This window comes from Halomonas sp. 18071143 (assembly GCF_019211725.1).
Taxonomy (GTDB): Bacteria; Pseudomonadota; Gammaproteobacteria; order Pseudomonadales; family Halomonadaceae; genus Vreelandella; species Vreelandella stevensii.
In genome coordinates this window covers 163,435-183,415 of sequence record NZ_CP078120.1, presented here as the reverse complement: position 1 = coordinate 183,415, position 19,981 = coordinate 163,435, and the positions used below count along the sequence as shown (strand labels likewise).

The window sequence follows — 19,981 nt, the reverse complement described above, 5'->3', positions numbered from 1 at the left end:
TACCCAGCCTTGAATGGCTTAGCAAAGAGGAACGTTGTTTATGGGCCCACTGCCAATCGACCTAGCGGTCGCCACGTCAAGTATTCCCGGCTCACAGGAGCGACCAATACGCACGCCTCCCGAGCTGACCGCCCCCACCCAGGAGGAACATCAGTCGTTGGCATTGAGCACGACAAGGGAAGAACTCCTGGAACCGATACAGCGTATCAATGAAGCCATGAGGGCACGCGGACTCGAGTTCGATATCAGCGAGGACTCCTCACGCATCATTACCCGCGTCATCGACAGCGAAACCGGCGATGTCATTCGCCAAATTCCTGCCGAGGAGGTCATTACGATGGCAGAGCGACTGGGAGAGCTACAGGGCAACCTGATTTCCTTGAACGTATGACGTTGCCAGCGCTCTTTTGCGCTGGCAACCCCATAACATAGTGAACCTCACGATAGCCACAGGACAAAAACACTACAAAATAGCGCTCCTACTGATGGCGCTTTCTAGCGTTGCGGCACCACAGCATCACGCTCTGTACGTCACCTTACACCTGCATATTCATGACGTCTCGGTAAGCAGTCACCAACCGGTTACGCACCTGCATACCCATCTGGAAGGCCACGCTGGCTTTTTGCATATCCACCATGACATCGTTGAGCTCAATATTCGGCTCTCCCGCCTGAAAGGCCATCGCCTTGGCATTGGCTGACTGCTGTAAACGATTGATTCTCTGGATAGACGCCTGTAGTTCACTGCCGAATCCAGCTTGCCCCACGACCGTCGAGACCTGCTCACCACGAACGGGCTGGGCAGCCTGTGCCGCCAGACTATGCATTTGCTGAAGGGCAGACTGTAGGGAGGGCGAACTCATACCAACTCCTCATATCGCGACGTTTAATGTGTTAGCAGGAGCCTACCACTGACACAGCCCATCTCATACGAACAAATGCGCGCGAAAAGCCAGGCTTTTCGTTCATTTATGGTGGACACACCTCATCATAATGGCGTTCATCATAATTCCGCCCTGTTTTTTGGTGGATCACCGCGATTGACGGAAAGAGCCTATGCCTTCTTTAGTGATGCGCCTGGGCCTACACCCGTTTTGCCAACCCTGCTGGAGGGATGCATGAGCGAAACCGGTGCTACGGCAGGCCGTCCAAACAGTACGACAGCAAACGCTTCGCAAAGCGGGGTGTCTTCTAGCGAATCCGCATCCCCATCAGCCCTCGAACGCGCAATGAAGCAACTGCGAGGCAATCCGCTGGTGGTTGTCTTGATCGCTTCAGCAGCTTCCATCGCGGTGGTGGCTGCGCTTTTCATGTGGGCCAGCAGCCCAGAGTACCGTGTACTCTACAGCAACCTGAACGAAGCGGACGGTGGGCGCATCATTGCCGAATTGGACAGCCGCGGCGTGCCTTACCAGTTCGGTCAAGGCGGTCAGGCCCTACTGGTGCCAAGCGCTCAAGTACACACGTTAAGACTCCAGCTTGCCGAGCAAGGGCTTCCCAGAGGCGGCAACCTTGGGCTGGAACTGATGGACAACCAGGCTTTCGGGATCAGTCAGTTCGCCGAACAGGTCAATTTTCAACGCGGTCTGGAAGGCGAGCTGGCACGCTCGATTGAATCTCTGGGCCCCGTGGAGCGCGTGCGCGTTCACATATCCATGGCCAAGCCATCTGTCTTCATACGTGACCGAGAGCCCGCCAAGGCGTCCGTCGTCTTGACACTGCTGCCCGGGCGCGTTCTTGGAGAGGGACAGGTCAGCGCCATTGTCCACATGGTCTCTAGTAGTGTTCCGGAGCTTTCCACCGAAAACGTAACCGTTGTGGATCAAAATGGGCGTCTGCTGACCGCTAACTCACAGCAGGGCAATGACCTGGACGGCACCCAGCTTGCTTACATTACGGAAGTCGAGCGCTCTTATCAGCAGCGCATCGAAAACATTCTGCTGCCGATAGTAGGTCGCGACAACGTCCGCGCGCAGGTCGCTGCACAAATCGATTTTTCGCGCCGCGAAGAGACCTCAGAACGCTATCGCCCCAACCAGACCCCCAACGAGTCAGCCGTACGTAGCCGCCAGCTAAGCCTGTCGTACGATGGAGATGACCCGCTGGCGTCAGGCATTCCCGGCGCGCTGAGTAATACGCCGCCAGGCGTTGCCCCCTCCCCTATCAACCAACCCGATGACAATGCAGAGGATACGACAACTGAGCCAGGTGCCTTGCGCAACTTGCGCCAGGAAGATGTCGTCAATTACGAGGTCGATCGCAGCATCGAGCACATCCAGCACCGCCTGGGACAGATAGAGCGCCTGACAGCGGCTGTGGTGGTGAATTTCCGTACGGTCACCAATGAAGAGGGGGGGACCGAGCAAGTCGCCCTCAGTGCTGAAGAAGTGGCACAGCTGGAGCGCCTGGTTCAGCAAGCCATGGGGTTCTCTGGTCAACGCGGAGACCAGGTCGAAATTGTCAATACGCCGTTTGCTATCGATGAAGACCCACGCACCGAAACCGTCTGGTGGCAGCAGCCAGACACATTGGCCATGGCAGCCAATTTGGGTCGCTACTTGCTGGTGGCGCTGGTGGCTTTCCTGCTTTACTGGTTGATTCTTCGCCCGCTGATCAAACGCTACACACAGCCGCCTTTGGTGGCCACAGCGACGCCCGGTGGTATTTTGAACACCAGTGTCGGCAGTGACGATGACAGTGATGTTGATGAAAGAGACGGTGATGTCAATGACGGGGACACCTACAGCGACAAGCCCAAACGTCGACGCAAGACATCACTGTATGAACACAATCTCAATGATCTGCGCGAAATGGCCCAGGAAGACCCACGCATGGTGGCCATGATTATCCGCAGCTGGATGAATGCCAATGACTAGCATCACGGAGATGAGCGGAGCACGTAAAAGCGCCATTCTATTGCTGGCCCTGGACGAAGACAGCGCCGCCGAGGTATTCAAGTTTCTCAGCGCCGGCGAGGTGCAGGAGATCAGCACCGAGATGGCACGACTGCATCAAGTGTCGCATGAAGATATGAAGGCCGTGCTGGAGGCGTTCCATCGGGAAACCGAAGAGTTTGTCGCGCTGAACCTCAACTCCAGCGAGCATATCCGCTCCGTCCTGACCAAGGCATTGGGCAGCGAGCGCGCCACCAGCCTGATCGAGGACATTCTCGAATCTACGGGCAACAACTCGGGTATCGATGCGCTCAACCTCATGGAAGCCTCCATGGTGTCCGAGCTGATTCGTGACGAGCACCCACAAATCATCGCGACCATTCTGGTACATCTGGATCGTCACCAGGCGGCTGACATTCTCGAACTGTTCGAAGAGAAGCTACGCAACGATGTCGTACTGCGTATTGCCACCTTTAGCGGTGTTCAACCGGCAGCCCTGCAGGAGCTGACCGAAGTGCTCACCAGCATGCTGGACGGCCAGAACCTCAAGCGCAGCAAGATGGGCGGCGTGAGAACGGCTGCCGAGATCCTCAACCTGATGAACTCGTCCCAGGAAGAAGTCGCCATCGAGACGGTGCGCTCCCACAGCGAAGATCTGGCACAAAAAATCATCGACGAAATGTTCCTGTTCGAAAACCTGCTCGACCTGGACAATCGTGCCATTCAGATGGTGCTTCAGGAGGTGGAGACCAACTCACTGGTGGTGGCACTCAAGGGAGCCCAGGACGCACTGGTGGACAAGTTCCTGCGCAACATGTCGCAGCGTGCTGCCGATCTGGTACGCGAAGACATGGAAGCCCGCGGTCCCATCCGGGTGTCGCAAGTGGAAACCGAGCAAAAAGCCATTTTGCAGATCGTGCGGCGCTTGGCCGACTCAGGCGAAATTGTGCTAGCCGGTGGAGATGATGAGTATGTCTAATACTCACTCACCTGAGTTCGACCGCCACGGCCAGTGGCGCCGCTGGCAAATGGAGGAGCTGCTCGCCTCACAAGCGTCGGATAATGACCGCGGACAAGGCCCAACGGCACACCAACGCAAGGTCGAAGCGGCTAAACGAGCCGCTGCAGAAGCACGCGCCCGTGAAGAGCAGGAGCGTCAAAGAATTTATGAGCAGATTCGCGAGGCGGCCGAAGAAGAGGGGTACCAGGCCGGCCTGTCACGCGGCCATGAAGAAGGGCTGACCAAGGGCCTTGAGGAGGGCCGTGCACAAGCGACCGAGGAGCTCAATGCACAGTTGCAAAAAGCGTTAGCGCCACTGGCATCCTTGGCAAAGCAGTTTTCCGAGGCACTCGAGCGCCTGGACGACACCATCGCCCATGATCTTGCCGAGCTGGCGCTAGCGACTGGCAAGCAGCTGGCTGGTGATGCGCTTGATAAACACCCTGACCACATCCTGCAGATCGTGCGTGAGCTTCTACACACTGAGCCGCCTCTGGTGGGCAAACAGCGCCTTTGGCTGAACCCGACAGACCACACCCTCGTTGAAAAACACCTGGGGAGTGAGCTAGAGGCTGCCCAGTGGGTACTCCAGCCTGATGATCAACTCTCCCGTGGAGGCTGCCGAGTCACCAGCGCTCAAGGGGAGCTGGACGCAACCTTTGAAAGTCGCTGGCAAAGCGTCCAGACACAGCTGCGCAAGCGCCATAGCGCTCCTTCCGCAGGTTGATACGATGAACACGCTCTCCTGCCCGCATCAGCACCGCTGGCGCAAAGCCCTTCAGCGCACCACTCAGCGCATCAGCCGCCTGCCTCACTACCGCACCAGCGGTAGGGTCGTCAGGGCCACGGGCATGGTCATAGAAGTCGTCGGGTTACGCGTCGCCGTAGGGAGCGCCTGCCACATTGAATTACCCGGCGCCGATGGTCGCTTGAACGACAGCGATAAATTTGCCGAAGCGGAAGTCGTTGGCTTTTCAGGCGAAAAGCTTTTCCTGATGCCGCTCGAAGAGATTTCCGGCTTGATGCCCGGCGCTCGTGTCACACCGCTGGTCGATGGCAACGGGCATAGCGCGCGCCGCTTCCCAATGGGCGACGAACTGCTTGGGCGGGTACTCGATGGCAACGGCACGCCCCTCGACGACCGAGAAAACCTCGAGGAAGCGTCACGCACGACGCTCAGCTCGAGGCCCTTGAACCCGCTGTCTCGAGCGCCCATCGAAGCACAAATCGATGTGGGCATTCGTGCCATCAATGCGCTATTGAGTGTGGGTAGAGGGCAGCGGATGGGCCTGTTTGCGGGTTCCGGCGTAGGTAAATCCGTCCTGCTGGGCATGATGGCACGCTATACCGAAGCGGACGTCATCGTGGTCGGCCTGATTGGCGAGCGTGGCCGCGAAGTGCAGGACTTCATTGACAACATACTGGGCCCGGAAGGTCGTCGGCGTGCCGTCGTGGTCGCCGCACCTGCGGACACCTCCCCGTTGCAGCGCTTGCAAGGGGCAGCCTACGCCACGCGCATTGCGGAGAGCTTTCGCGACTCAGGGCGCAATGTCCTGCTGATCATGGATTCGCTTACCCGCTACGCCATGGCCCAACGCGAGATTGCGCTGGCCATTGGTGAGCCTCCTGCCACCAAGGGGTATCCACCTTCCGTATTTGCCAAGTTACCGGGGCTGGTAGAGCGCGCCGGTAACGCAGAGCGCGGCGGCGGCTCTATTACTGCCTTTTACACCGTACTGACGGAAGGCGACGACCAGCAGGATCCCATTGCCGATTCTGCCCGCGCCATACTGGATGGCCATATCGTGCTGTCGCGCACCCTGGCAGAGGCGGGTCACTATCCCGCCATCGATATCGAAGCCTCGATCAGTCGCGCCATGACGGCCATCGTCACGCCCGAGCAACAGCAGGAAGCACGCACCTTCAAGCAGATCTTCTCGCGCTATCAACGCAACCGAGACCTGATCAGTGTGGGCGCCTATAGCCCAGGACACGACCCCAGACTGGACGAGGCGGTCAACCGCTTTCCAAGCCTGGAGCGCTTTTTACAACAAAACATTGATGAGTGCGCAACGCTGGCCGAGTCTCGCCAGGCGCTACGCACGGTGGTGGGAGGCTAAATGAGTAACCATCAGATCGACATGCTGACCGACCTGGCGCGTGATGCGCGGGACCAAGCGGGAAAGTTGCTAGCCCAGGAGCGCCAAACGGAACAACAAACGGAGGCGCAGCTAGCGTCACTGAGCCGTTATCGTGTGGAGTACGCCGAACGCCTGCAGCAGGCGATGAGAGAAGGTATCGACCCTGCCACCATGTATAACTATCAGCAGTTTCTGGCGTCTCTTGATGCGGCACTGAGCCGAGCACGTCAAGCCTTGGCAGCGCAACAGAAACGCGTACAGCAAAGCCAGCAGAACTGGCAGCAGGAGCAGCGTCGGCTCTCTTCTTACGATACACTGGCCTCACGACGCTTGCTGGAAGAGCATCGACGGCAGGCAAGGCATGAACAGAAAGCCAACGATGAGTTGGTCACTAACCGTATGGCTCGTCAGAGCCCTGATAAGCCGCTGTAACGTGGCGCCGGGATTTATATGAATATCGACATGCTACTTTCCGTGAGTCAGGGCCATGCTAGCACCACAGGCAGTGCTTCCAGAACCTCAGGTGACTCACCTAACAATGGTTTATTTCGCCAGACGCTGCAGCTGGCATCGCAAGGACAACATCGCCTACTTCACGCAGCGAATCCATCTGCGCAGCTCACCGCTTCATCAGATGCACTTCCTTCTGCATCTTTTTCAAGCGCCCTTGATGCACTGGGCATTCAATTGGATACAGAGGCTCTCGAGGCGCTCATGGGTTATCTCAGCAGCGCCCCTGCATCAAGTGTCTTGTCCGAAGCTGAGCGATCATCCTCCGAGTTAGTCTCATTAGATGCACCCCTGCCCTCTCAGGGCGAGCTTCAGGAAATCGCGCAGCGGCTAACATTGATGACCTCATATCAAACGGAGACTGCTACGACACCCGCTCCTCCAGTGGTTGAAGCAACTATTCGCTCGATTGCCGAACAGCTGTCACTGGAAGAGCACGAGGTTCTACCCCTGCTGCAATCACTAAACCCAGTGACTAGCCAGCTCGTTATAGCGAGTAATAGCACTGCAAATATCTACCAAACGCTGGACGCTCAAGCTAAACAGCCGCTGCTATCGCCGACAAGTGTTTATGCCAACCTGACAGGCGATACGGCTAATGCTTTAGCACGCAGCTCCTTTGACACTGCCCCCACCAATGTCATACAGAGTCTGGCAACGCCAGAGGGCGCCCAGAGTTCCGCGCCAGCAGCTCCCTCACTAATGGCGCCTAACAATGCAGTGCCCTCTGTGTCAGCATCATCGATTACACCGACCCAGGCTACCCTAAGCGCGCCCGTTTCAAGCCCTTCATGGCCATCACAGCTTGGGCAGCAACTGGTTCACATTACCCAACTTGGCGGTGAACAGCAGGTGAAAATGAATCTTCACCCTGCTGAACTCGGCCCACTCTCCATTTCTTTAAAAATGACGGAGCATGGCGCCCAGGCTCACTTTTTGACGGCCCACGCACAGGTCCGCCAAGTGCTCGAGCAAGCTATACCACAACTGCGAGAAATTCTGGCTGAACAGGGTATCGCTTTGACTGATGCTTCTGTCGGTGAACAAAATGCAAGCGGCCAAGCGTTTTCACAGCAAAACCCGGAAACAGGCACACAGCATGGGACTAGCACACAGGACGTTGCTGCGGAAGTAGAGACAAACAGCATGGTGACGACCACGCTGGACGGCCGGGTAGATTTATATGCCTGAGAAAAACGCCAGGTACATAGTAGGGAGCATGGGCTGTCGAAAGTAGCAGCCTGCTAAACCAAGAGATAGGCTATTCCAATAAGCCTGTTCGTTTCTTCATGATCACACCCGTTCGGCATAATGCCTGGTGAGTGTCATGCATGAATACCATGGGAATCACAATGGCTGAATCAAGCGGCGGATCTAAAAAACTGCTTATAGTAATGATCATGCTGGTATTGCTCTCCACCGCAGGGGCAGCAGCGGCTATCTATCTCGTTCTTGACCAGCAGGGCGGAGCCGAAGGCGAAACCCAGCAGCAGACGCTCGCGCCGACGCCACCTGTCTTTACGCGCATCGAACCTTTTACTGTCAATCTGGCCGATGATCGTTTCGGGTCACGCCTGCTCTATACCGGTATTACACTACGCGTAGGCAACGAACAGAGCAAAGCCATCATTGAAGAGCACATGCCCCAGGTACGCAGCCGCCTGCTGATTCTCCTGTCGGGCAAGCAAGCGAGTGAGCTGACCTCCACCGAAGGTAAGGAAGCGCTGGCTCAGGACATTATCAGTCGTTTATCGGTTCCCCTGACTGAGAATCAGCCGCCCCTGGATCTCCGGGAAGTGCTGTTCACCGAATTCATCGTTCAATAATCCCGGGTACTGGAGCCGTTCATGTCGCAGGACGATCTACTGTCCCAGGAAGAAATCGATGCTCTCTTGAAGGGCGTCAGTGGTGATGATGAGCCGACCGCTACGTCATCACACACATCAGATGAAGCGCGCATACGCCCCTACGACCCGTCGACTCAACACCGGGTCATCAGGGAGCGTTTGCATGCACTGGACTTTATCAACGAACGATTTGCGCGCTATTTTCGTAATGGGCTGTTCAACCTGATTCGTCGCAGCTCGGATATTACCGTCGAGTCAGTGCGTTACCAAAGCTTCAGCGAATTCTCTCGCAACGTCCCGGTGCCCACAAACCTCAATATTGTATCGATGAAGCCACTGCGTGGCTCCGCACTGGTGGTCTTCCCCCCGAACCTGGTCTTCATGGTGGTAGACAACCTGTTTGGCGGTGATGGACGCTTCGTGACGAAATCAGATGGCCGCGAGTTCACCAATACCGAACAACGTATCATTCAGCGCCTGCTGAACCTCGCCATTGATGCCTATAAGGAAGCCTGGAAGGTCGTATACCCGTTGGACGTACACTTTCTGCGTTCGGAAATACAGTCCAAATTCGCGAACATTACCAACTCGCCCAACGAGATCGTCGTCAATACCAAGTTCAATATCGAAGTCGGTAATTTATCCAGCAGCTTCCAAATCTGCATGCCCTACGCCATGATCGAGCCGCTGAGAGACCTGTTGGTCAACCCGATCAATGACAGCAACCATGACAGCGACGGCACCTGGACACGACGCATGGCCAGCGAGCTTCGCCAGTCTGAAGTCGAACTCATTGCAGAGTTCGCTCAGATCCCCAGCCGCATTGCCCACGTGATGGGGTTGAAAAAAGGCGATGTATTGCCGATGGACATCCCTTCCACGATTACCGCGCGGGTCGATGGCGTACCTGTCATGGAGTGTGAGTACGGCAGCCAGCGGCAGCAGCGCGCACTGCGCGTTCTGCGCTTGATCGACCATGCTGCCATGAATAACGTATCGTCCCAGGACTTTATTAAAGGTTCAACGCGACAGAAAGCCAAGGAACCCAAAGCATGACAGACCCAAACAAACCCGATCAAAAAGTTTCTGATGACGATTGGGCGGAAGCCATGTCTGCACAAGAAGAGTCATCGTCCAGCGCCGATGCCGCCAGTGACGATGATGACCCCTGGGCTGCCGCGATGGCGGAGCAAGAGGCTGCCGAACAAACGGATGCCAGTGAAGAGCCTGAACAAGAAGCTCCCATGGCCAAGCCAGCCAGTGACGATGTCTTCCTCCCTCTGAATGGTGAACAGAGCAGTGGTGCCACCCGTGATCTGGAAATGATCATGGATATCCCTGTCAAACTCACCGTTGAGCTTGGCCGTACAAAGCTCACCATCAAGCAGCTACTGGAGCTTGCCCAGGGCTCTGTCATTGAGCTCGAGGGCCTGGCGGGTGAGCCCATGGACATTCTCATCAACGGCTACCTGATTGCCCAGGGGGAAGTCGTGGTCATCGAGGATAAGTACGGCATTCGTATTACCGAGATCATCACGCCCTCCGAGCGCATTCATAAACTCAACCGATGAGTGTCGCGACGACATCGACGCCCGTGGACGCGTTAAGCGGCGGCGATGCCCTTATCGGCATGGCCGTCCTCGGAAAGACCGCTGCTGCACTGGTTCTGGTGATTGCGATCATACTGGTGTGCACTGCCCTGCTCAAACGCTGGCAGCAGCATCGTTACGACCATGGGGCGCAGCTACGTGTCGTGGGCAGCACCGCCATTGGCAGCCGAGAGCGGGTCGTGGTCGTCGAAATCGAGGATACCTGGCTGGTGCTGGCAGTCAGTGGCGGGAAAGTCACCAAGCTCCAGGAGCGCCCCGCTCCCGAAGATCGTGCGCAGCCTGATCCAGAAGGCTCACCAGCGCCTTTTGCTCAACGTTTCAGCAGCGCCTTGGCCGGCTATCGTCATAAGCATTCCGCCACCCCGCACTCCACCGACTCTCAGCCCAAACCATGACGCATGCTCTGCTTTTGTTTCGCTCTCTGGCACTACCGAAATGGTTCCTCAGCCTGCTATTACTGGGCTGCTGGTTTTCTCTGCTCTGCGTGCCCGCAGAGGCGCAGCAGCTTCCCGGCCTGACCTCACAGCCAACAGGCGATGGTGGCCAACAGTGGTCGCTGTCTCTGCAAACCCTGCTCTTCCTCAGTTCACTGGCATTCCTGCCCGCCATGCTGCTGATGATGACCAGCTTCACGCGCATTATCATCGTACTGAGCCTGCTGAGAACCGCCATGGGCACCCAGGCCACGCCCCCTAATCAGGTCTTGCTGGGTATTGCGCTATTTCTGACTTTTTTTGTCATGTCGCCCGTTATCAGCCAGGTGTACGATACGGCCTGGGTGCCTTTGACTCAGGAAGCGATCAACTTTGAAGAGTTCCTACTCCAGGCACAAATTCCGTTCAGAGAGTTCATGCTGGCACAGACCCGGGAACCTGACCTGGCGCTTTTCGTGCGCCTGGCCGACATAGGCCCGATGCAAGGCCCGGAAGAGCTTCCCATGCGTGTACTGCTCCCCGCTTTCGTCACCAGCGAGCTGAAAACCGCGTTTCAAATTGGCTTTACGATCTTCATTCCCTTCTTGATCATTGACCTCGTGGTGGCCAGTACACTCATGTCGTTGGGGATGATGATGGTCCCCCCCGTCACGATTTCACTTCCTTTCAAGCTTATGCTGTTCGTGCTGGTGGACGGTTGGCAACTGATCATCGGCTCACTGGCTGAGAGCTTTTACATGATTTAGTACCGCCAGGCCGATAAGGAGAACGAACATGACGCCAGAGATGGTAATGAGCCTTGCTTACCAGGGTATGCGGGTAATGCTACTCCTGGCAGGCCCCATACTGCTGGCCGCCCTGTTCGTCGGCCTGCTGGTCAGTCTGTTTCAGGCTGCCACGCAGATCAACGAAATGACGCTGACCTTTATCCCCAAGATTCTTGCAGTATTCACCGTACTGGTCGTGGCAGGCCCTTGGCTCATCGGCTTGATCACGGACTTCACACACCGTCTATTCAGTAATATTCCCGCGATGGTGATGTAGGCCGTGGTTGAGGTCACCTTTGCCCAGTTGCAGGGCTGGCTGGTCGCGTTTTTCTGGCCCTTCGTGCGCATTACGGCCTTCATGACCGCTTCCCCGCTGTGGGGCCACTCCAGCGTGCCTAATCAGGTCAAAGTGGCACTCGCTGCCGTCATCGCGGTAGTGATCGCTCCCTTGCTACCTCCCATGCCAGAGGTTGCGCTCATGTCGTGGGCAGGTGTGGGTATCATCATTGAGCAGATGCTGATAGGGCTGGCCATTGGGTTGGTCATGCATATCATGTTTGCCGTGGTACAGGCAGCGGGCGAATTCATCGGTTTGCAGATGGGGTTGGCCTTTGCCAGTTTCTTTGATCCCTCTAGCGGCACCAACATCATGGTGTTGTCGCGTATTCTCTATATGGTGACACTGTTGATGTTTTTGGCCTTCAATGGCCACCTGATGGTGCTGGAAGCGCTGATCATGAGCTTTGTCACGCTGCCCATCGGTATCGGGACACTAAACCCTGGCGCTTTTGAGCTGCTTGCCCGCTATGCAGGCACCATCTTTGCTTCCGGCATGCTGCTAGCCTTGCCACTAGCAGGCCCCCTGCTCATTATTAGCTTGTCGTTGGGCATCCTGAACCGTTCGGCACCACAGCTGACGGTGTTCAATATCGGCTTCCCCACGTCCATCCTGGTGGGCCTGACGCTGCTGATGGTCTTGATGACCGATCTTGGCAGCTTTCTTCAACAGCTGTTCAGCCAAGGTATCATGTTTACTCAAGGGCTGATCGAAGCCATGGCCCCCATAAACTAACGCCCAGCCACTAGAGGAGTGGCTGGGCGTTTATCAACGTGACAAGACATGTGTCACATGTAATCGAACAGCGACATTCCCTTGACATCGACGAACGCACGCTGCGCTGCCTGCAAGCCTATCTGTCGCAGGCTGTATTCGGAGATCGCCGCGGCATAATCAAGGTCTACAAGATCAGATAGCGTTTGTTCATAGTTGAGCATCCGGTTGCTGCCCACCGCATCGATGACATCCAGTTCATTGAGCCTTGCGCCAGCAGAAGCGCGTACCGTCAATACATTATCCATCGCATTGTCCAAGTCACGCATGGACGTATTGAGCGTATTGCGCAGCGCGGCCTTCTCGCTGGCCGTTTCAGCAGGCGTCTCCAGAACTCGGATTGCAGCTTCCATAGTACGGAAAAGATCCGCAGGACGTTGCTCACTGCCCGACCGAGCGATGAGAATCTCATCGCCAGCTTCTGAGGCACCACTCAGCGTTACACTAACACCACCGAAGCTCAACTGTTGCCCACTGGGATCGTAGGGCTGTTCAACTTGTCCAACAACATCTTGTCAATCCGAGCCATCAAACCTCTGCAGGGTATAAATTGGCTCATCATCATCGTTCTCATCGAACCTTATACGAAAACTATCCCCATAGTCAGGGGCATTCACACTCACCACTTGTGGGCCGCTAAAGGTTACGCTGCCAAGGTTCGCAGCGTTAGCTTCAGCTACATAACCCGCGCCACTGGGCACTTGCTGAAAAACAGTTACGCCAGTCTCTGTAACCGGCATTAAACGCGATGCATCAACACGTTGCTCACGGCCATTGCTGTCGCCGACATACTCGACGCTGCCATCAGCCGACTTCACAAATGGCGGAGCGTTATCCTTGTAGCCGCCAAAAATATAGCGACCGTTGCCATCCGTTGCATTTGCCTGACCTATCAAGGTTTCGTAGATCCCTTTTAGCTCACTGGCAATGGACTCTCGGTCGACATCGCTCAATGTGTCGCTAGATGCCTGAATGAGCAAATTTTTAGCACTGATAATCCCATCCTTAATACTGTTAAGAATACTCTCTGTCTGGGCCAAAGAGTTACGTGCGGAGATACGCGAAGCCGCATACTGCTCAGTGATCGCTTTCGACTGGTCGACACCGACAGCACGTGACGCTGCTTGCGGGTCATCCGAGGGATTCACCACGCGGCGACCGCTGGCAATTTGCTGGCTGACTTTCAAGAAATCACTTTGCTGGCGGTTAAGAGACGCCGTGCTTTGCTCAAACATGGTGACCGTACTGATACGCATCGCCTAAGCCTCTTGTTAGTTCCGCAAGTTCAAAATGGTGTCCATAATAGAGCCCGCCGTATCGATGACACGCGCATTGGCCATATAGTACTGCTGGTAGCGAATCAGATTGGCAGCCTCTTCGTCCAGGTTTACACCAGACTCAGACTGCTGCACCGCGCGCAGCTGATCGGTTAGTCCTTGACGCGCGTCCAGGTTAACCTGAGTAATATTGGCACGGTTACCGACATCACTCACAATGGAGGCGTAGGCAGAACTAACGGAGGCTGAGCCTCCCACCACTGCCTCACTCTGCAACTTTTGCAAAGCTAATGCGTTACGGTTATCACCCGAGGCCGCGATAATGTTTTCGGTAACCGTCAACGTCGCCGTTTCATCAGTGGCCGGGAGTGAGGTAGAGGTAAGCGTAAAGCTCATCCCATCTATTTCAACCGTTTTGTTCTCTTCTAAATCTAAAATGCTATTATCTACATCAAAAGGTTGACCATCAATGCGGATCGTCGAATCCGGTGGTGTTACTGTTAACTTGCCCTCTGAATCCAGCCTTAACGTATACTCTTTATGGTTAGAGAATGCCCCTGGCGACATCTTTAGATCATCAACGGCTAAATCACCCGAGTGTTTAAATGAAGTAAGAGAACTGCCTTCTTCACCGTCTAAGCCTGCATCACCTGCGGCTATTTTATCCCCGTCCGTAATCGCCACCTTCATATCCTGGCCGGCGCGACGAACAGGCTGAATTTCGAACTTATCGCCATTCTGTGGCGTACTCTCAAAGGCAACATTAACGCCACCAAAGGACAGTACTCCGCCATCCAATGTGAAGTCCACCTCGTCACCACTGTCATTACGTGTCACGCTATACGCGTCATTGCGATAACTGATGGTGTAGTCTGTAGCGCGTAGCTCATCAATATTATCAGTATCGAATTCAACGGATGCTATTTCAGAGGCATTGCCTTTATATGTTCGGCGACAATTAGGATGACCGGTTAGCGACAACTATCTTGGCCGGTTGGATGTAACAATTGGCCCCTTGTTTTCCATGGTGGAGCAATGGGTGCCAGGCCAACACATAACCAACCGACAAGAGGAGCTGTTCATGCAGCACCGACAAAATGGCGCAAGCCAGGAAGTGGCTGCCGCCAAGGCGGGCATTTCCGTTCGATCCGGACGACGCATCGAGACGTCAACACAAAAACCCCGCGTTAACACCGAGCGGCAGTGGCGCACCCGAGAAGATCCACTGGAAGCCGTTTGGGAGACAGAGTTGCTCCCCTTGCTAGAAGCCAAGCCGGATTTGACCGGAACAACCCTGCTTGATTACTTGCAAGAGCAGTACCCTGAGCACTACGACCAGACCATTTTGCGCACACTGCAACGCCGGGTGAAGCAATGGCGAGCACTGCATGGGCCGGAACGAGAGGTCATTTTTCGCCAACAGGCCGTTGTCGCACAGCAGGGATTTTCTGATTTTACCCACCCCGATAACCCGATTACGATTCAGTCCAAGGCCTTTCCACACCTGCTCTATCAATTTCGACTGGCCTACAGTGGCTGGCGCTCGGTCACCGTGGTTCAGGGCGGTGAGAGTTATGCGGCTCTGGCGACGGGGTTGCAGCGAGCCTTACAGCAAGCTGGTGGCAGCCCTGTTGAGCACCGCACGGATAGCCTGAGTGCGGCACGCAATAACCGGCAGAACGTGTGGACTGACGCTTACAGCGAGCTGTGCCAACATTACCGCATGACGCCTACCCGGAATAATCTGGGGCAGTCCCATGAGAACGGTGTCGTGGAGTGTGCCAATGGCTCGCTCAAGAAACGCCTGGCACAACAGCTGTTACTGCGCGGCCACAATGACTTCGAGAGTATCGAACAGTATCAGGCGTTTATCGATGGCGTTGTCGGCAAGCTCAACCAACGCAACCGGTCCCGTGTGCTTGAAGAACAGGCCGCCTTGCAGCCACTGCCGGAGTTTACAGCCGCCGAGTATCAGACCCTCCATCTCAAGGTGACGCGCAGCTCAACGATCGAAGTCCGCCGCGTTGTCTACACGGTGCCATCGCGCCTGATTGGCGAATCGATACAAGTCAGGCTGCATCACGACAAGCTGGTGCTGTTCGTTGGTCAGCAGCCTGCATTGACCCTGGTGCGTGTTTACCCCAAGCCTGGCGAGAACCGTGCCCGCAGCGTCAATTACCGGCACGTGATCTGCTCGCTGGCCTCCAAGCCACAGGCCTTCCGTTACTCTCAGCTGCGTGATGACCTGCTCCCGGACGACAACTACCGCGAACTCTGGCAACTCGCGGATGAGCATCTTGAACCCCGTGAAGCCTGCAAGTGGATCGTGACAACACTGCGGCTGGCCTTCGAATACGGTGACGAGCAATCGCTGGGGGAAGACCTGTTGATAGAGGCCCGGGCCGGCCGGTTCGCGTCAATTACCGAGATCCAGTCACGCTACCTTCGCGGCAATCCCGATCTCGAATTCTCAGCTTCAAATCAACACACCCTGGTCAGTTATGACGACTTGCTGTCTTCGATCCGCAGCCAAGAGGCGTCGATATGACCGACTCCGTCGCCTTACTGCTTAAGGAACTCCGTCTGCCGGCCTTCCACCGTCACTATCAATCGCTCTGGGAAACGGCTATTGAAAAGAACTGGTCACACACGGATTACCTGGCAGCCTTGTGTGAGTACGAACTCTCAGACCGCTACCAGCGTCGTACCCAGAAATGGCTACGGGAGGCAAAGCTTGCGGCCAACAAAACCTTCTCGGCGTTGGATCAGAGCGGCTTTAGCCGCCCCTGTAACGCGGCACTGGCCAAGCTGCAACAAGACAGTGACTGGGCACACCATGCCGACAATGTGCTGTTGATCGGCCCCAGTGGCACCGGCAAAACCCACATCGCCAATGCCCTGGGCCATCAACTTACCGAGCAGGGCGTGCGTTGCAAACTGTTCCCTGCGATAGCGCTGGTTCAGCACCTACAGCAGGCCAAGCGCGATCTCGACTTGATGACCGCCATGACACGCCTGGATAAATACCGAGTCATCATCATCGACGACATAGGCTATGTAAAAAAGACGGATGCAGAAACCCAGGTGCTGTTCGAGTTCATCGCTCACCGCTATGAGAGTGGCAGCTTGATCGTCACAGCCAACCAGCCCTTTAGCGAGTGGGATCAAATATTCCCGGACAGCATGATGACCGTAGCGGCTGTAGACCGACTGATACACCACGCCACCATTATCGAATTAGAGGGGGAAAGCTACCGACGACAGCAACAGCTTAAGCAGGCTGGAAAGAGTAAAAAGTAAGACCACTCAACCGGCCATCATAGTTGTCGCGGACCGGACAAGATAGTTGACGCCAGACACTTTTATAGCTGTATCCTAGGGAAACGCTGCATAAATCCCGCCGGAGCTGCCTCATAACCACCGACGAGGTAAAATCTGACCTGTCGTCCAACACCCGCTGACAGAGCCACTCCGATGAAACAGATCTCATTCGCCCAGGCTGAGCACCAGAACAAGAAGAAGGTCACCCGCCGCGAGCGGTTTCTTGCCAGGATGGAGAAGCTGGTGCCGTGGCAACGGCTGATCGCAGCACTGTCGCCGTCCTACTTCCCGAATTCAGCGGGCAAGCGAGGCCGACCACCCATTGGCCTGGAGCGCATGCTGCGCATTTACTTTCTGCAGCAGTGGTATGCCCTGGCCGATGAAGCGCTGGAGGATGCCATCTACGACAGCCAGGCCATGCGTGACTTCATCGGTATCGATCTGGCCATCGAGAGTGTGCCGGATGCGACCACGCTGCTGCGCTTCCGTCACCTGCTGGAGCAGCATGCCCTGACCCAGCGGATCTTCGAGGAAATCAACGCCCACCTGGCCGAGCAGGGCCTGTTCATGCGCGAGGGCACCATCGTCGACGCCACCATTGTGGCGGCGGCCCCCTCCACCAGGAACAAGGCCAGGCAGCGCGATCCGGAGATGAAGCAGACCCGGAAGGGTAAGCAGTATTACTTCGGCATGAAGGCCCATATCGGTGTCGATGCGGTCACCGGACTGACCCACAGTGTCGCCGCCACGTCGGCCAACGTCGCCGATGTCACCATGGCCGGCGCTCTGGTCCGGGAGGATGACAAGCGGGTATACGGCGACGCGGGCTACACCGGCATGTGGAAGTACCTGGACGAAGAGAAGGATGCCCCGGACTCCCGCTGCTGTGTCGCCGCCAAACGCGGCACCATCAAGAAGATGGAAGACAGTCCCATGAAAGCGCTGCTGCTGGCGATCGAGAAGGCCAAGGCCAGCATCCGCGCCAAGGTCGAGCACCCGTTTCATGTCATCAAGAACCTCTTCGGCTACCGGAAGGTGCGCTACAAGGGGCTGGCCAGGAACCAGGCGCAGCTGTTCACCCTGTTCGCCCTCGGCAATTTGGTGCTGGCTGGACGATGCCAGGGGCATGCTGACGGGGCCAGTGTGTCTTGAATCTGGCCTGGCAGCTGGATAACCAGGCTGCCAAGGTAAAAAAGCCACCTTCCGTGGCCAGAAAGTGACCGTTGACGCGGTGAATATGCCGCCCTGAGTGCTTTAGCCGCTCAGAGACGAATTGATCAGCGGTTCCATAGGTGTGCCGAATGATGCTGTGCACTATGCCAGAAAAATCAGCTGGTTGGCGATACCCCATCCGCAGCCACCTGAATAGTTACCACGATTCTAGGGATTGGCGCTGTCGGGCATCGTCGAAAATGAAGCGCAATCCATGGCCTGTTCGAGGCTTTGCCATGACAGGCGCTCCTCTAATCTTCACGCTGACCCAATACCCCGTGGCCGCGTGCGGTCATGCCAAGATGGAGGTTCAACGGATGATCGATCAGCTCGACGGTGCCCTGCGTTTTCATCAGGAGGCATTGAACCTCCGCGCCAAGCGTCACGAGGTGCTGGCCAGCAACATCGCCAATGCCGATACGCCCAACTACAAGGCGCGCGACATGGACTTCTCCCGCGAACTCTCCCGGGTGATGGAAAGCGGCCGGGCGGGGGGCAAGGGGTTGGCCCTCGCCACCACGTCGGAGCGACACATCCCGGCGCGAGCCGAGGCGCCCGCGATCAACGAACTGCTGTATCGCGTGCCCGACCAGCCCAGTCTGGACGGCAACACGGTCGACATGGATCGCGAGCGGACGCAGTTCGCCGACAACGCGGTCCGTTACCAGGCGGCCCTGACCATGATCAATAGCCGCATCCAGGGCCTCAAGTCGGCGATGCAGCCCGAATAACAAGCAGGAGCAAGACGATGTCGATGTTTTCCGTATTCGATATTTCCGGCTCGGCGATGAGTGCCCAGTCGCAGCGCATGAACGTCACCGCCAGCAACCTGGCCAACGCCGACAGCGTCGCCGGGCCGGATGGCGAAGCCTATCGCGCCAAGCAGGTGATGTTCGAGACCCAGTCGCAAGGCGCCTATGGCATCGGCGGCGTTCGCGTCCGCGAGGTGGTGGAGGACCCGAGCCCCATGCGCCTGGAGTATCGCCCCGAGCATCCGCTGGCCAACGAGGAGGGCTACGTGACCATGCCCAATGTCGAGCCGGTGCATGAGATGGTCAACATGATCTCTGCGTCGCGCTCCTACCAGGCCAACGTCGAGGTGCTCAACACCAGCAAACAGATGCTGCTCAAGACCCTGACTCTGGGCGAGGGCTAACACCATGAGCAACACCATCGACACCAACGTGCTGAACGGCATGAATGCCGCGAGTTCGACGCAGAGTCAGAGCGCGGCCAACGACATCATGAATGACTTCATGACGTTGCTGCTGACGCAGATGCAGCATCAGGACCCCCTCAATCCGATGGACAATCATGAGTTGACCTCACAGCTTGCACAGATCAGTACCGTCGCCGGTATCGAACAGCTCGATCAGACCCTCAAGGGCATCACCGAACAGATCGATACCAATCAGGTGCTCCTGGCCAGTGGCTTGATCGGCCAGGCCGTGCTGGTGCCGGGCAACCGCATCCAACTGGCGGTGGACGAGTCGGGCCAGGCGTTCACCACGCCGTTCGGCATCGAGCTCGGGCAGGCCGCCGACAACGTCAAGATCACCATCACCAGCGCCAGCGGCCAGGTCATCAATCAGTACGACATCGGTCCGGCCAGTGCCGGCGTGCATTCCTTCACCTGGGATGGCAAGGACAGCGAGGGTCAGCAGGTCACCGAGGGTAGCTATCGCGTCAGCGTAGAGGCCACCAGCGGCGACCAGGCGATTGCCGTCGAAACCCTGAACTATGCCGTGGTGGGGGGGATCACCCCGGTTCAGAACGGTGGTGTGCGCCTGGATCTGGGCGCGGTCTACGGTCAGGTCGAGCTGAGTGACATCAGACAGATTCTCTAAAAATACGAGG

22 protein-coding genes and 1 pseudogene are annotated in these 19,981 nt (G+C 56.6%); 20 read left to right on the top strand and 3 right to left on the bottom strand.

The window, feature by feature from the left end:
* The first annotated feature begins 40 nt into the window (after nucleotides 1-40).
* Nucleotides 41-391: a flagellar protein FlaG gene (locus KVY02_RS00880; RefSeq protein WP_016915708.1), complete on the top strand. Its 351-nt coding sequence runs from the start codon at nucleotides 41-43 to the stop codon at nucleotides 389-391.
* Between the two features lie 145 nt (nucleotides 392-536).
* On the opposite strand, the gene fliE is transcribed toward KVY02_RS00880, so the two are convergent.
* Nucleotides 537-863, bottom strand: coding sequence for a flagellar hook-basal body complex protein FliE (gene fliE, locus KVY02_RS00875; RefSeq protein ID WP_081139185.1), 327 nt, complete (start codon nucleotides 861-863; stop codon nucleotides 537-539).
* Between the two features lie 255 nt (nucleotides 864-1,118).
* On the opposite strand from fliE, the gene fliF reads away from it, so the two are divergent.
* The 13 genes from fliF (at nucleotide 1,119) to fliR (ending at nucleotide 12,275) form a co-directional block, all read left to right on the top strand.
* Complete coding sequence (gene fliF, locus KVY02_RS00870) at nucleotides 1,119-2,876, top strand: flagellar basal-body MS-ring/collar protein FliF (RefSeq protein ID WP_081139183.1); 1,758 nt, start codon at nucleotides 1,119-1,121, stop codon at nucleotides 2,874-2,876.
* On the top strand, nucleotides 2,869-3,873 hold the full coding sequence (fliG, locus tag KVY02_RS00865) for a flagellar motor switch protein FliG (protein ID WP_016915705.1): 1,005 nt from the start codon (nucleotides 2,869-2,871) through the stop codon (nucleotides 3,871-3,873). The genes fliF and fliG overlap by 8 nt, the downstream gene beginning before the upstream one ends.
* Complete coding sequence (locus KVY02_RS00860) at nucleotides 3,866-4,621, top strand: flagellar assembly protein FliH (RefSeq protein ID WP_081139182.1); 756 nt, start codon at nucleotides 3,866-3,868, stop codon at nucleotides 4,619-4,621. The genes fliG and KVY02_RS00860 overlap by 8 nt, the downstream gene beginning before the upstream one ends.
* A 4-nt stretch (nucleotides 4,622-4,625) precedes the next feature.
* Nucleotides 4,626-6,014 carry a flagellar protein export ATPase FliI gene (fliI, locus tag KVY02_RS00855; protein ID WP_081139180.1) on the top strand — a complete coding sequence of 463 codons (1,389 nt, stop codon included), beginning with the start codon at nucleotides 4,626-4,628 and terminating at the stop codon, nucleotides 6,012-6,014.
* Entirely contained in the window at nucleotides 6,015-6,467 is a 453-nt protein-coding gene (gene fliJ / locus KVY02_RS00850) for a flagellar export protein FliJ (RefSeq protein WP_016915702.1), read from the top strand.
* An 18-nt stretch (nucleotides 6,468-6,485) separates the two neighbouring features.
* Nucleotides 6,486-7,736 carry a flagellar hook-length control protein FliK gene (locus KVY02_RS00845; RefSeq protein WP_081139179.1) on the top strand — a complete coding sequence of 417 codons (1,251 nt, stop codon included), beginning with the start codon at nucleotides 6,486-6,488 and terminating at the stop codon, nucleotides 7,734-7,736.
* A gap of 161 nt (nucleotides 7,737-7,897) precedes the next feature.
* Nucleotides 7,898-8,371, top strand: coding sequence for a flagellar basal body-associated protein FliL (gene fliL / locus KVY02_RS00840; RefSeq protein ID WP_081139177.1), 474 nt, complete (start codon nucleotides 7,898-7,900; stop codon nucleotides 8,369-8,371).
* 21 nt (nucleotides 8,372-8,392) lie between these two features.
* Nucleotides 8,393-9,448 carry a flagellar motor switch protein FliM gene (gene fliM, locus KVY02_RS00835; RefSeq protein WP_081139176.1) on the top strand — a complete coding sequence of 352 codons (1,056 nt, stop codon included), beginning with the start codon at nucleotides 8,393-8,395 and terminating at the stop codon, nucleotides 9,446-9,448.
* On the top strand, nucleotides 9,445-9,963 hold the full coding sequence (fliN, locus tag KVY02_RS00830; RefSeq protein ID WP_081139174.1) for a flagellar motor switch protein FliN: 519 nt from the start codon (nucleotides 9,445-9,447) through the stop codon (nucleotides 9,961-9,963). The genes fliM and fliN overlap by 4 nt, the downstream gene beginning before the upstream one ends.
* On the top strand, nucleotides 9,960-10,397 hold the full coding sequence (fliO, locus tag KVY02_RS00825; RefSeq protein ID WP_081139173.1) for a flagellar biosynthetic protein FliO: 438 nt from the start codon (nucleotides 9,960-9,962) through the stop codon (nucleotides 10,395-10,397). The genes fliN and fliO overlap by 4 nt, the downstream gene beginning before the upstream one ends.
* Nucleotides 10,394-11,182: a flagellar type III secretion system pore protein FliP gene (gene fliP, locus KVY02_RS00820; RefSeq protein ID WP_081139171.1), complete on the top strand. Its 789-nt coding sequence runs from the start codon at nucleotides 10,394-10,396 to the stop codon at nucleotides 11,180-11,182. The genes fliO and fliP overlap by 4 nt, the downstream gene beginning before the upstream one ends.
* A 28-nt stretch (nucleotides 11,183-11,210) precedes the next feature.
* A complete protein-coding gene (gene fliQ / locus KVY02_RS00815; protein WP_081139170.1) occupies nucleotides 11,211-11,480 on the top strand; it encodes a flagellar biosynthesis protein FliQ in 270 nt (89 codons plus the stop codon).
* A 3-nt stretch (nucleotides 11,481-11,483) separates the two neighbouring features.
* Nucleotides 11,484-12,275 (top strand): flagellar biosynthetic protein FliR, encoded by a 792-nt coding sequence (fliR, locus tag KVY02_RS00810; protein ID WP_218314132.1) that lies wholly within the window; start codon nucleotides 11,484-11,486, stop codon nucleotides 12,273-12,275.
* 53 nt (nucleotides 12,276-12,328) lie between these two features.
* Here fliR and flgL read toward each other — a convergent pair.
* Nucleotides 12,329-13,570 (bottom strand): annotated as a pseudogene (gene flgL, locus KVY02_RS00805) (flagellar hook-associated protein FlgL).
* 15 nt (nucleotides 13,571-13,585) lie between these two features.
* Nucleotides 13,586-14,572: a flagellar basal body rod C-terminal domain-containing protein gene (locus KVY02_RS18200; protein WP_371317393.1), complete on the bottom strand. Its 987-nt coding sequence runs from the start codon at nucleotides 14,570-14,572 to the stop codon at nucleotides 13,586-13,588.
* A 100-nt stretch (nucleotides 14,573-14,672) separates the two neighbouring features.
* Here KVY02_RS18200 and istA point away from each other — a divergent pair, with 100 nt between their 5' ends.
* The 6 genes from istA (at nucleotide 14,673) to KVY02_RS00770 (ending at nucleotide 19,971) form a co-directional block, all read left to right on the top strand.
* Entirely contained in the window at nucleotides 14,673-16,139 is a 1,467-nt protein-coding gene (gene istA / locus KVY02_RS00795) for an IS21 family transposase (RefSeq protein WP_218314131.1), read from the top strand.
* A complete protein-coding gene (gene istB / locus KVY02_RS00790; protein ID WP_213480218.1) occupies nucleotides 16,136-16,891 on the top strand; it encodes an IS21-like element helper ATPase IstB in 756 nt (251 codons plus the stop codon). Before istA ends, istB begins: the two co-directional genes overlap by 4 nt.
* 174 nt (nucleotides 16,892-17,065) lie before the next feature.
* Nucleotides 17,066-18,064 carry an IS5 family transposase gene (locus KVY02_RS00785; protein WP_218314130.1) on the top strand — a complete coding sequence of 333 codons (999 nt, stop codon included), beginning with the start codon at nucleotides 17,066-17,068 and terminating at the stop codon, nucleotides 18,062-18,064.
* Nucleotides 18,065-18,441: 377 nt separating this feature from the next.
* Complete coding sequence (flgB, locus tag KVY02_RS00780; RefSeq protein WP_081139159.1) at nucleotides 18,442-18,855, top strand: flagellar basal body rod protein FlgB; 414 nt, start codon at nucleotides 18,442-18,444, stop codon at nucleotides 18,853-18,855.
* Between the two features lie 17 nt (nucleotides 18,856-18,872).
* On the top strand, nucleotides 18,873-19,280 hold the full coding sequence (gene flgC, locus KVY02_RS00775; protein ID WP_100732202.1) for a flagellar basal body rod protein FlgC: 408 nt from the start codon (nucleotides 18,873-18,875) through the stop codon (nucleotides 19,278-19,280).
* Between the two features lie 4 nt (nucleotides 19,281-19,284).
* Nucleotides 19,285-19,971 carry a flagellar hook assembly protein FlgD gene (locus KVY02_RS00770; RefSeq protein ID WP_218314129.1) on the top strand — a complete coding sequence of 229 codons (687 nt, stop codon included), beginning with the start codon at nucleotides 19,285-19,287 and terminating at the stop codon, nucleotides 19,969-19,971.
* Nucleotides 19,972-19,981 lie beyond the last annotated feature (10 nt).